The organism is Arcticibacter eurypsychrophilus, from assembly GCF_001730525.1.
GTDB classification, from domain to species: domain Bacteria; phylum Bacteroidota; class Bacteroidia; order Sphingobacteriales; family Sphingobacteriaceae; genus Arcticibacter; species Arcticibacter eurypsychrophilus.
Window position 1 is genome coordinate 18,892 of record NZ_MDFN01000028.1, and the last position, 12,660, is coordinate 31,551.

8 protein-coding genes are annotated in these 12,660 nt (G+C 39.5%); 1 reads left to right on the forward strand and 7 read right to left on the reverse strand.

Annotated elements, in window-relative coordinates; all coding sequences use genetic code 11:
• Nucleotides 1-11: 11 nt before the first annotated feature.
• Nucleotides 12-866: an alpha/beta fold hydrolase gene (locus BFL47_RS14890; RefSeq protein ID WP_069660594.1), complete on the forward strand. Its 855-nt coding sequence runs from the start codon at nt 12-14 to the stop codon at nt 864-866.
• A gap of 41 nt (nt 867-907) precedes the next feature.
• Here the strand turns inward: BFL47_RS14890 and BFL47_RS14895 are convergent, their stop codons facing one another.
• The 7 genes from BFL47_RS14895 to BFL47_RS14925 form a co-directional block, all read right to left on the reverse strand.
• Nucleotides 908-2,350, reverse strand: coding sequence for an arylsulfatase (locus BFL47_RS14895; RefSeq protein ID WP_211480975.1), 1,443 nt, complete (start codon nt 2,348-2,350; stop codon nt 908-910).
• Between the two features lie 104 nt (nt 2,351-2,454).
• A complete protein-coding gene (locus BFL47_RS14900) occupies nt 2,455-4,290 on the reverse strand; it encodes a fibronectin type III domain-containing protein (protein ID WP_245681382.1) in 1,836 nt (611 codons plus the stop codon).
• 95 nt (nt 4,291-4,385) lie between these two features.
• On the reverse strand, nt 4,386-5,846 hold the full coding sequence (locus BFL47_RS14905; protein WP_083257209.1) for a glycoside hydrolase family 28 protein: 1,461 nt from the start codon (nt 5,844-5,846) through the stop codon (nt 4,386-4,388).
• Nucleotides 5,847-5,993: 147 nt separating this feature from the next.
• A complete protein-coding gene (locus tag BFL47_RS14910; protein ID WP_069660595.1) occupies nt 5,994-6,977 on the reverse strand; it encodes a DUF4466 family protein in 984 nt (327 codons plus the stop codon).
• Nucleotides 6,978-6,991: 14 nt separating this feature from the next.
• Nucleotides 6,992-7,396 carry a hypothetical protein gene (locus BFL47_RS14915; RefSeq protein WP_069660626.1) on the reverse strand — a complete coding sequence of 135 codons (405 nt, stop codon included), beginning with the start codon at nt 7,394-7,396 and terminating at the stop codon, nt 6,992-6,994.
• A gap of 11 nt (nt 7,397-7,407) precedes the next feature.
• On the reverse strand, nt 7,408-9,237 hold the full coding sequence (locus BFL47_RS14920) for a RagB/SusD family nutrient uptake outer membrane protein (protein ID WP_069660627.1): 1,830 nt from the start codon (nt 9,235-9,237) through the stop codon (nt 7,408-7,410).
• 11 nt (nt 9,238-9,248) lie between these two features.
• Nucleotides 9,249-12,449 (reverse strand): SusC/RagA family TonB-linked outer membrane protein, encoded by a 3,201-nt coding sequence (locus tag BFL47_RS14925; RefSeq protein ID WP_069660596.1) that lies wholly within the window; start codon nt 12,447-12,449, stop codon nt 9,249-9,251.
• Nucleotides 12,450-12,660: the final 211 nt, after the last annotated feature.

The window sequence follows — 12,660 nt, forward strand, 5'->3', positions numbered from 1 at the left end:
TCAATCTTATTATGAAATTCATAACTTCCAAACAGAATGATGGAACCGGGGTGAAATTATTCTATCACGACATAGGGCAAGGTAAGCCTGTTGTTTTCATCCATGGTTGGCCCGTGAACAGTCACATGTGGGAATACCAGTTGGCTGAATTACCGAAATATGGCTTACGCTGTATCGCTTATGACCGCAGAGGATTCGGTAAATCCGACCAGCCCTTTACAGGATATGACTATGATACGCTGACTGATGACCTCAAGGCATTACTTGAAGAACTCGATCTTAATGACGTCACCTTAGTTGGATTTTCAATGGCTGGTGGCGAAGTGGTGCGTTATTGCAGTAAATATGATAGTGCAAGAGTGTCCAAAATTGTTTTGGTTAGTTCGGTAGTACCTTATATGCTGCTAACAGAAGACAATCCTGATGGGATTCCAAGTGAAATGGTGCATCAAATTACAGACGGGTTAAATAAAGACCATCCTGGATTTTTAATGGAATTCTTTAAACAATTCTTCGGCGTCAGTTTGTTAAGTCATCCCGCAAGTCAGGGAATCCTTGATTCTTCTTTGATGTTAGCAATGCAAGCTTTGCTAAAGGGCACTATTGACTGTGTGCACAGTTTTGCTGAAACAGATTTCAGAGAAGAAATTAAGCATATCAGCACTCCGGCCTTGATTATTCATGGAAATGCAGATCAGATTGTTCCAATCAAAGTGACAAGTGATGAAACTGCTAAGTTATTACCTAATGCGCAATATATCGTATACGAAAGTGAACCTCACGGATTATATTACACGTCCAAAGATCGACTTAATAAAGATTTGATTGAATTCATTAACGGAATAAGCTCATCTGAAAATTTGTAATAAAAGCAATAAAAGTAAAGGCCGAATAAATCATGTGGCCTTTACTTTTCTATATCCGACCAGTCAAACTCTTTATGTTCTGGCAAAGTTTTAGACTGTTTCATTATTACCTTAAGTTGATCAGCAATCTTAGAATGAAACGAGATCAGATTCTTTTTTTCACCTATATCATTCTTTAGATTATACAATTCGTAAACCTCAGGCTGAGACTTTCTTTTAAAACGCAAAAGCTTCCAGTCACCTTTTATGAGTGCTTCCTGGAGGTATTTTTCATTAAATTGCCAATAAAAATGGTCATGTTGATTAACCTGTTTTTTACCTTCCAAAGATGCTACATACGAAAGACCATTTATATCCGGTAAAGATTTGGATTGGGTTAATTCTGAAAAGGTAGGAAGAACATCCCAAAAGGCCCATGGGGTATCATTTACTTTTCCTGCAGGTATATTTTTAGGGGACCATGCAATCAATGGAACCCTGATTCCTCCTTCGTAAAGATCTCGTTTAACTCCCCTTAGAGGGCCGGCACTATTGAAATACACCGGATCAGCACCTCCTTCTTCATGTGGACCGTTATCACTAGTAAAAAAAATATAGGTATTATCATCCAATCCAAGCTGTTTAACCATAGCCACTATGCGCCCTACATCCGAATCCAGCTTAGTGATCATTGCAGCGAAAGCAGCATGTGGTTGTTTTTGACTGGCGTAAGTACTACCCCCTTGTTCATAGGGTGTTTCAGGGGGAAACTTACTACTTCCATCTGCATTTTGAAATACCTTCATATCCTCCAGGGGAACCGCAAGTTCAGCATGAGGGATGGTGACAGGCAAGTATAGAAAAAAGGGTTTGTCTTTGTTCTCTTCTATGAAACGGATGGCATGTTGTACAATTAAATCATGACTGTATTGTGTACTGCCAACAGGCATAGGTTTAATCACTCCTTTTTCTACTTCAAACAATTCTTTAACATAATAATGGTGTGCTTTCTGCTGGTTGAGGTAACCATAAAAGGTATCAAAACCTTTTACTTCTGGTGATCCGGTAGTACCCATTTCTCCTAATCCCCATTTACCAAACATCCCTGTGGCATAACCATTTTGTTGAAGAAGCTGAGCCATGGTTGAATCCTGGGGACGTAAAGGAATGCGGGTATTTCCGCGCATGTAAGCACGGCCCATATCCTTTCCCGTCATTAACGCACACCTGGATGGGGCACATACTGTATTACCAGCATAAAATCGGGTAAAACTTGTACCTTGCCTGGCGAGCTCATCAATATGGGGAGTAGGAATCAAGCTCTTAGGATTAAAACTTTTCACATTCCCATAACCGAGGTCATCTGCCAGAATAAAAATAATATTGGGCTTGCGGGTTTGATGCACATTCTGTGCGCTTAATTGTTGCGTAGATTCAAAAACCAGTATACTAAAAAAGATTATGGACCATCTTTTCCTTAACGTTTTCATTATACTACTTTTCATGCTTTGGATTTAGAGTTAAAAAATATTGGTCATAAAGAACCGCACATAACCATCATTAGCTGCGTTAAATATACGTGTACCAATTCAATGTCTCTTATAATAATCTATTTCTTCTCCTCCGCAAGGTTACCATAAGCCGATTTACCATTTTCGCCTACTGCTCTTACCCGGTAAAAACAGGTTTCCTCAGACGTTTTTCTATCCAGAAACATTGTTTTATTTGCTGGCAACCGGGCTATTAATGTAAAATTACTTAATGAATCAGTAGATCGTTCCACTTCATAACCGGTTTCAGAGGGCGAAAGGTCATCCCAACTAATCGTTATGTTTCCTGCTGAATTTATTGCTTTTACTAGTGCAGGTGCATCCGGAGGCATTCCATATTTTAAACGCTCTTTTAATTGAGCCGCGTATAAAGATGGGATCAATGGAAGCTCACCGGTCCCTTCAATATATCCGGCAGGTTGCTTAAAAGGCCCGTCTCCCGAAATAATTCCCTCACTCATAAAGCAATAATTTTGTCCTGTAGGCGGTTTCTGTACGATTATCTTTTTCCCAGGAGCCTTCACATTCCATATTACAGCATGTACGGCTGCCCAACCATGACCGGTACCAAATGATCCCCGGTTATATAGCGCCAATACAGGTTCCGGTGCAGTACCCTTAGCAAACGTAATATTATCATAAAGCAAACCCTGACTCCATCGTCTGTGCCCTTCAGATGTATTCTTTGTAAATTGTGAAAGGCAGTTAACGAAAACCACTCCAGATGCAGTACTTGCACCATTGGCAACGAAGTCATGTCGTGCATTCGTTGCTTCGCAATTTTCAAATAAGATATTATTGGATGCCTCATCGGCATTAAAATTATACCTTCTTCCTCCCGTAACCGCAGAATTTGGATAGAGCGCCTTACAATTTTGTACGGTAATAAATGTGGCATTCTGAGTAATAAATCCAGACTGCCTAAAATGAAGAGCAGTAACACTCTTCGCCCATGCATTTTCTACTACATTAAAGGCTACTGCATTGTTAGCATGCTTCTCACTTTTCGAATCGGAAGATTCAATATCAATTCTTAAATTTTCAACCCCTACATTGGTTACCAATCCGGTACGGTCGTATTTATAAATAAAAGATTGTGAAAGACTACGATTAAGGTGATTATAAACAGGAGCGTCTATAGTGATCATATTACCGTTTATCTCTGTAATATGACGATTATATAAAATATCTAGTTTCCCTGATATCCAAACTTTATCTGCATCAGTTCCCCCACCCTGCACGGCGTCAACCCATGCTTGCGTACTTGGATGTTTTATAATGATATTATCAGCAACCTTAAATAAACGAGCATCGCTTACAGTAAAACTTCGCGAACCTACAGGTAAAAATTCAGTCACAATGTCGGTACGTGTTCCAGTGACTGAGTCAGCCCATTCCCTTTCTTTCTTTCCTCCAATAACTAGTATATTACGTTGATGCGGAACATCTCCTTTACCTATCAATATAGTGTTAGTTGACGAATCACCATTATCTCCAGCACCTCTGAGTACCACACCGCTGGCATTTATATAAAGAGTTCCCTGGATATCATATTTACCTGCTTTTAAAAAGACGGCTCCACGAAATCCATCTGACCCTAAATGAAGGGCCGCCACTTTATCCAGGGCACTTTGGATATGAACGGTATTGTCACCTTCAATCGCTGAAACAGTTTCCATTATTTTTACAGTTGGAATAGGTACTCCACCCCCTTTGTAACCAGCATAACTGAAATCAGGAACCCTATTCCCATCACGGTCGCCAACATAAGTTAGCCTTCCACTCTCCATGTAAACTATTTTAGAAGCAGTCTGACTAAACACCTGTTCAGTGCCCAAAAGCAAAAGAAAGAATAGGAAATAGGATCTATGTGACAAATATACAAGGTCGCTCATTTTTATAATATCGTTATGTGTTAGATAATGATTGAAGCTAATAATTGTTTATTAAGATTTTTGTTAATAAAGTTAATTCAGGTAACAGTTCTATTTCATTTAAGAAGAAATGGAGTATTGTTAATTCTAACACCATTTGTAATCACCTGATCGGTGAAACTTATTTCAGGCGCTTTGATGGCCATATCAATACGAACCTTATTTAAGAACACTTTCGTAATATGCTTATCCGAAACACCAGATATGTGAATACTTTTATCCAATGCTTTCCGGCAAGTAATGTCAGATAAGTAAAATCCGGAAAAGTCTGGCGGAAAATTTCCACCCCTCCAGCTATGGTAGTCCATTTGAAAAAGAATCACATTACCTGAACACACATTTAAATCATAATTCCTGATGTACACCTCTTTAATATAACCCCCACGGTCTAAATTGCATTTAAAGTTGATTCCATTTTCGGATTTCAATGATTGGCAGTTTTCAAAGAAAACATTTTTAACACCTCCCGACATTTCTGAACCAATACAAAATGCATTGGCTATCTCAGAGTTCAACATGCAATTTCTAACAACGATATTTTTTGTTCCCTTTCGCTTCCAGGCATCCTGATCGCGACCAGCCTTAACAGAGATAGCATCGTCATTGGTTGAAATAGTGCAATGTTCAATTAATACATTACTGGATGATTCGGGATCTATACCATCATCGTTAGTCGTTCCCTTAAGAATGGTTAAGTTTTTGATCGTAACATTATTACAAAAAACAGGGTGCACTGTCCAGAAAGGGCTACTCTTTAAAGTAAGACTATCCAGTACGATATTCCTGCATTCGTAAAACTGGACCATATCCGGTCGCAGGTAATGTGGTTTTCCATCTCCAAATGCCGACATAAATTGATCAGAGCCTATTTTACCATTTCCGAAAATCCTTTTATCTTCAGGAACGCCATCGTTACCCATCTGCCGAAGTACAACCTTGTCACTGTCCTGGTTTTTACCACCATTGCCACTTTTCCATAAACTCCAAGTTCCCTCTGTACCGCCATCTATTGTTCCACTCCCCGTTATGGCTATATTTTTCTGTTTATACGCATAGATCAGTGGCGAATAATTATAACACACAACCCCTTCCCAGCGCACTTTAACTAATGGCGTAAAATAAGCTGGATGAGTTCCAAATTTCAGTATAGCGTCCTTCTCTAAATGCAAATTAACATTGCTGAGGAGATGAACGGGGCCGTTTATAAGATAGATCCCTGCAGGAACGATTACTTTCCCCCCACCATTTATTGCGCATTTTTGAATGGCCTTTTTAAAAGCGGCATGACAATCAGTAGTCCCATCGCCTATTGCACCAAAGGAAAGAATCATATACCTCTGCTCTTTAAATGTGGGTTCTTTAATATGCCTTAATATTCCTGGAACTTTTTTCCACGCTTTAGATTCCTTTTTTAAAGCTATTTCAACAGTAAAGGTCTTGTTTTCCTGTGCTTGAATTCCTTCATATGCAACAAAGAATAACACGATCAGAACAAAACCTATTTTTCTGATTTCCATATCAATAAATTAAACAGACACCAACAGCGCATTTAAATTCCTAAGATTAATTCTGAAAAATAACGCAACCATAACCACTGCGAAATCTTAAGCTAATTTAAAAATTTGGTCTAATCTACACTATACTCAATGAAGCTAATTTATCAATTAAAACGTATATCGCTTTATACTTATTTTAGCACTTTTCGTGGAGTTAGTTACTGAATTGATGTATATATAGGCCCGATATTTACCATCACTAGTTTCTACCCATGCTCCTGCCTCTGCCTTTAAATTTAAAGCAAAATTCGGCGCCTCAGAAATATTTAATTGCTGAAAATCCAAATCATCAATATAGACCCCGTATTGCAATCTGGCAAGATTAAAATCGCGAAGATTCCAAGCTTTACTAATTTTTGTATTTCTGGTTACTCCGGCTGGAAGAGTGACGCCTGGAAGGTAGATAGGATCTGCTACCGGTGAAACAAGCGCATGACTAAAGGAGGCTGGGGTTGCCCGATACAGATAAACAAGATCAATCTTATCCGGAATTGAAGCCGCCGCGCTGGCAGCATAGACCGCCATGTCCGCGATAGAAATATAACAGGCAGCCCCATCTACAACATTCAGATCAAGCACCATATCCATACTAGAAACAGTATAAGGCCCCAGGGCATAGGTCACTTTCCCACCATCACTACTATTTGCTGAAAAGGTAAAACTAACGGACTGACCACGCGCTGTTTCGGGAATAACATAATAGTAGCGCAATGTAGCTGCACTGGTATCCTTGTTAAAGGTAACTGTTGTAATCGCCCCATTAGTTATCGAGGGGCTTCCAATAGGAATTCCAACATCAATACCACTACCATTTGTATAATAGGAATTATTTTCCAGATAAGTACCTGTTGCTCCTGCAATTGATGCTTCTACCTGTGCAGAGGTAATTTTACCTTTACCAGCAGGAATAGCCATAGCGTAAGCAAACTCTATTTTAGAGCCTACAAGATTCGGCCCTATTGTTCGTTTAATACCATCATTCGACAGTTCAGATCCAGCCGCAGGGACGCTGTATTGATCATCCTTACAGGCTACTACAAAAAGAAGACTTGTACATAAAAGCGTTATATATAAAAAACAGATCCTTTTCATAATCAATACATTTATTATTGTTGAATTGTAATATAAACAGTATATGGTTTTCTTACTTTCCGGTTGCCTGAAATTACCGTAAAGACGCGGGGATTGCTTAAGTCCGAAAAATTAACAGTACCCGTAACTTTGGGCTCCAGCTTTGCATCGGTTACCAAAGAAAATTGCGGATATAGTTTTTTTAGGTCTGTTCCAAAAAAAACTTCCACATTGATCGTACCAGCAGTGGTATCAATTACCGCATTTTTGGTCCGCACAGTCTGAAAGTCCACTCCTAATAACTCAAAATTACTTACATAACACGACGTTCTTTTTGTAATGAGTAATCCATCCTCATCAACTGGCAAATCTTTAGAACATCCTAATCCTGCAATAATCAGAATTGAAATTGCGAATATCCTTTTTATATATATTTTCATCTTATTTACATTTATAGCCATGGTGTATTCTGTGTCAGATTTGGATTACGGTCACGCTCTCCAGGAGGGATTCTGAAAATATAGTCCTGCTGATATTCCCTTTCTATAGTGTTTTGAAAAAAGCGTTGTTTATTAACGCCATAAGTATCAATTCGCCAAACACCAGCACTTCCGGGCGCACCCCAGACTCTTTCGATTGCTCTCCATCTGCGTAAATCAAAAGAACGTTGACCTTCCCCTACCAGCTCAATGATTCGTTCCTGTTCTATTGCGTTAAAGAAAACTATACTATTGGCATACTTATCTGCTTTTAAAGCAGGTAGATTTCCTCTGCGACGAATCTTATTCAGCAAGTTTATTGCGTCAGCCTGAGGGCCAATAGTTGCATTTGTTGCCTCAGCATACATGAGATATACATCAGCTAAACGCATAATCGGATACGTATAATCACCATCATTTCGAGCTAATCCTGGTGTGTTCCGTACAAACTTACGGAACACATAACCGGAATTATTAGTTGTATTATCCGAACCATAGGTGGTATAGGTTACTCCGTTAATGACAATTGGTTGTGTCCATATCTGGTAAACGTAAGGCACCCAACCGGTAGATTTTAAACCACTAAAACCAATACTTACTTCAAAATCCCACATAATGGAGGCCTTCATACGGTAATCACGGTTGGCATAACTTGCCGGATTAACCGCTGAGTTGAGGGTAGTCCGCGCACTTGGTGTCGTACCCGGATTCAAGGGAATGAGCTTGTTAGCAAAATCACCAGTAGTAATTAACTGATACCTATCGGCGATTTCATAGCGGGGCATTACCCTTAGTTGTGAACTTTCATGAGAACGATTTGCAAAATCGAGTAACATGGCTTCACCCTGACCTGTTCCTGTACCTCCATGGGTAAAACCCATAAGTATTTCAGAATCTGCATTCGCTGCCGAAGTAAACAAGTAATAGTAATTCGGAAGAATATCTGCTTTACCTAAAGCATCTATGTTACCAGGTTCACCACCTCTAAAAAGAGCTAAGCCATAATCAGATATGACCGATTTAAAATCAGCAGCTGCAGCTGTATATGCTGCTGTAGCTGCTGCTGCATCAGGTACAAACCCGGCTAACTCAGGCCAGCCAAATCTGTTCCAGGATGCCCAATAAAGTTGAAGCTTCCCTCTAAACGCAAGGGCTGAAGGTTTTGAAGCACGTCCGATAGCTGATGCTTTAACAGGAAGCTTTTCAAAAGCGTAGGTAAAGTCTGCCATAATGGAATCTTTTACCTGCGCAATGGGAGTACGGGCCAAAGTGGACACTTCTGAATTATCTAACACCACCTTACTGATATAAGGCACATCGCCCCACATCGTAATCAGGCGAAAGTATACGATTCCACGAAGCAAACGAGCTTCACCAATAACCCTTTCCAAGCCCTCAACAGAAGAAGGTGTTGCTACTGCAAGTGCTTTCTGTCCATTTTCAATCACATAGTTTGCCCGGTTAACACCACCGTATAAATAGCGATACATATTATCAAAACTACCAGCATAACCTGTAGGATTCCAACTTGCACCCTGGTAGGCATCACCACCACTAATACTTCTGGTTCTTACATATTCCCCTTGTCCATCGAAATAATAATCACGATCAAAACAAGGCCTGACAGCTGAATAGGCACCCATTAAAGCATAAGTAGCATCTGCCTCAGTTTTCCAGAAATTAGAAGCGTTAACTTCTGTTGTATGTTCCTGATCAAGAAGATCTTTTGTACATGATCCGCTGAAAATCAGTATTCCTGTCCAAACCGATATAAATCCTATTTTTATAATTAAACTTTTCATAGCTACAGACATTAGAGACTCATATTAACACCAATGGAATAAGATTTGACCAGCGGATAAAGATTATTCCTACTACCGGTTTTTTCTGGATCAAGACCACGAAAGGAAGTGAATGTAGCCAGGTTCTCTGCAGAAACAAAAATCCGGAAGCCCCTCACACCTACTTTTTTCAAATAGGATGGTGATACCGTATAACCCATTTGAAGGTTCTTTAAACGAATGTAACTCAGATCATCTATCCAAAAACTGGTCTCTAACCGGTTATTTGAACTTCCCCCTAATCTGGGCCATTCTCCTTCCCGGTTTTCTAAAGTCCACGGATTATTCCAATGATCCCAGGTTGAGGCATAACGCGCTGTAGGAAAGTTTACGTTATTTGAGTTATTCAACCAGTAATCCTTACGACCTGTTGATCCCTGAAATAATACAGCGAGGTCAATACCCTTCCAGGCAAAGTTGGTGTTCAATCCAAAATATGTTGTTGGTTGATCTCGCTGTGTTTCTGAATAAGCCTTCCGGTCGTTACTATTGATTAACCCATCTCCATTCAAATCCTTTATTAAAAGATCTCCTGGTGATGCGCCTTGTGGTGTTGCATCGTAAACATCTTGCCAGGTCTGAGCAATACCGGCATCTTCATATGTATATAAAAAATGGTAGGGCATGTCTAAAAACACATACCCTTTATCAAGGAATTGATTCCATTTTTCAAGTGTAGTGGTGTTGTAAGAGGCATTCAGATTGATGCTGTAATTGAAGTCTCTCGATTTGTCATTCCAGGTAAAGTTCCCTTCAATGCCCCGATTACGGAGATTACCCAAATTTAAACGTGGAGCAGAATACGCTCCGGAAACAAGTATAGATAGATCTGACGGCCGGTTCATACCAGTAGTCAGACGATCATAATAATCAATCTCAGCAGTTAACCTGTTATTTAGAAATCCTAAATCCAAACCTGCATTAAATACAGTAGTTGATTCCCACGAAAGAGCTGGATTAACTATTTTCTGATTGATTACTCCTTTAGCAATTGCCCCATCTATCATATAAGAACTTCCACGAAGAGTAGGTTGCTGTTCATACCGGCCCACACCACTATTATTTCCCAATGATCCATAAGACAACCTCAATTTACCGCTACTCATAAAGTGACTGGAAAATGGCTTAATAAAACCTTCTTCTGTAAAACGCCATCCTAGCGCCACAGAGGGAAAGAAACCATACTGATTCCCCGGTAAAAACTTCGATGAGCCATCATACCGGAAGTTAGCTTCCACCAGGTATTTATTAAAGGCCGAATAATTTAAACGTCCAATATAGGAACGCAGACCTTCCTTACTTGAATTTCCTTCAGTTGTTTGAGTTCCTGGCAAAGCAGCATCAATTTCATGAAGTGTTGGATGTAGACGATCAAGCCGTCCACTCATCTGGTAACGATCATACCAAAATTCTTCATTATAAATCAGCATGCCTTTTATTTCATGATTTTTAGCAATAATGGTGTGATAATTTAACCCTCCATTAAAGAGCGTTTTGTATCCTGTGTTTGTAAAATTTGTGATCCCGGCATTATCTTGTACGTAAACCCTGCTGCCAAAGGCTCCGGTTTGGAAGTTATATGCCCGGTTAGGAATACTAGCTGCATAGCGAAACTGGTTATAATAATTCAGTGCATAGTCTACACGGGCTGTTAATCCTTTAATCGGCGACCAGTCCCAATAAATACTGGGATTCGCTTCCTGTCTGTTCTGATTGTTCAAGTTGTTGACATAAACAGTATAAGGATTATAGGCCAAAATATCTTCATTATAGGCCATAACCCCTCCATAATTTCCCGTAACAGGGTCATAAGGGACTATACCTGCAACAGCATATTGCATATCAAATCCTGCTGAATTATCAGGGTCATCATCAGTGTAACCGTCTTGCAGCGAATAAACAAACTTGGACCAGTTTCCATTAAATTTAACCCCCACATTCATATTCTCCTTCAATTTATAATCATAGTTGAAACGAGCGTTGTACTGTTTGTAATCATTATTAATCTGAAGGCCATTTTCATTCCTAATACCTGCGGAAATAAAGAAGTTTGATTTGTCGCTACCTCCACTTGCTGAAAGATTATAATTCTGGAAAGCTCCATTTCGTGTCACCACATCCCACCAATCTGTATTTGGATACTTCAGAGGATCAATCATTCCCAAGGCTAGCCACTGATCGATGGTGCCATTTTTATACGTTTGATTGGCATCAAGCGTATTAACAGCAGCAGCACGTTGTTGAACCGTTAAAGCACGTGGATAATCGGCCATAAAATCAACCGACTTAACAGGAACCTGTGTGGCTAGCGTACTCGTAAAATTAATACTTGTCCCTTTATTTCCTTTACCAGATTTAGTTGTAATTAAAATTACGCCATTCGCTGCACGCGATCCGTAAACAGATGATGATGTGGCATCTTTTAGAACGGAAATACTTTCAATATCATTCACATTAACTCTATTGATATCCACATCGGGCATCCCATCAACCACGACAAGTGGACTACTATTATTTACAGTACCCAGTCCCCTGATGATTAAACTGGCTGAATTTCTGCCAGCCATACCGGTAGCCTGAGTGGCAGCCAAACCAGGAACAAGACCCGACAATCCAGATGAAATATTTGAAATTGCACGACTGGTTATCTTTTCATCCACTTTTACTGAAGCTACAGATCCGGTCAGATTAACTTTCTTCTGCGTTCCATAACCGATCACGACCACTTCATTTAAAGCATTCGATTCCTCAACAAGCTTGACATTGATAACTTTCCGTCCATTTAAAGGAAATTCCTGAGGAGTAAACCCTATTGAAGTGAATACCAGTATTCCAACATCCACACTTAAATTCAGTGTATATTTTCCATCTACATTTGTTGTTGCTCCCTGTGAGGTTCCTTTAAGCTTAACGCTAACACCAGGAAGAGGGTCCCCATTTGTGTCTGTCACACTCCCAGTAATCAGGGCTGGTGGAAATGCTAACTTATGCTTGTCAGATGCATAGACTTTACCTACTTGAAAAAGAGTTATAATAAATAAAGTAATACTTAATACCTTAAACATATTATCCTTGATCAAGGTTATAATTGAAAATTTAGAATTCGCAACTAACAAATACCTGTTAGGGACACATGCAGAAAGCCTGCATCTTGCCGGAGTAATAAATTTCATAAATTTGAATTTTATAAATTGATATCCCTGTTAATTTTCTTCTTTAACACAACCTGCAAATCACAACCTGAGTTATGATTGCCGGTATTTAGGGAAAATTCCTTTTAAGAATACCGACTATTTGAAAGGAAATACAGCGATTTGTTATGGGTATGCTTTTCATCATATATTGAAGACGAAGCAGTAAATAAAAAGAACCCCTCTTTTGTAA

What these genes read in the sequence shown, in the direction of transcription:
- BFL47_RS14890 (WP_069660594.1), top strand. Translation starts at nt 12, where the DNA reads ATGAAATTCATAACTTCCAAACAGAATGATGGAACCGGGGTGAAATTA.
- BFL47_RS14895 (WP_211480975.1), bottom strand. Translation starts at nt 2,350, where the DNA reads ATGAAAAGTAGTATAATGAAAACGTTAAGGAAAAGATGGTCCATAATC.
- BFL47_RS14900 (WP_245681382.1), bottom strand. Translation starts at nt 4,290, where the DNA reads ATGAGCGACCTTGTATATTTGTCACATAGATCCTATTTCCTATTCTTT.
- BFL47_RS14905 (WP_083257209.1), bottom strand. Translation starts at nt 5,846, where the DNA reads ATGGAAATCAGAAAAATAGGTTTTGTTCTGATCGTGTTATTCTTTGTT.
- BFL47_RS14910 (WP_069660595.1), bottom strand. Translation starts at nt 6,977, where the DNA reads ATGAAAAGGATCTGTTTTTTATATATAACGCTTTTATGTACAAGTCTT.
- BFL47_RS14915 (WP_069660626.1), bottom strand. Translation starts at nt 7,396, where the DNA reads ATGAAAATATATATAAAAAGGATATTCGCAATTTCAATTCTGATTATT.
- BFL47_RS14920 (WP_069660627.1), bottom strand. Translation starts at nt 9,237, where the DNA reads ATGAAAAGTTTAATTATAAAAATAGGATTTATATCGGTTTGGACAGGA.
- BFL47_RS14925 (WP_069660596.1), bottom strand. Translation starts at nt 12,449, where the DNA reads ATGAAATTTATTACTCCGGCAAGATGCAGGCTTTCTGCATGTGTCCCT.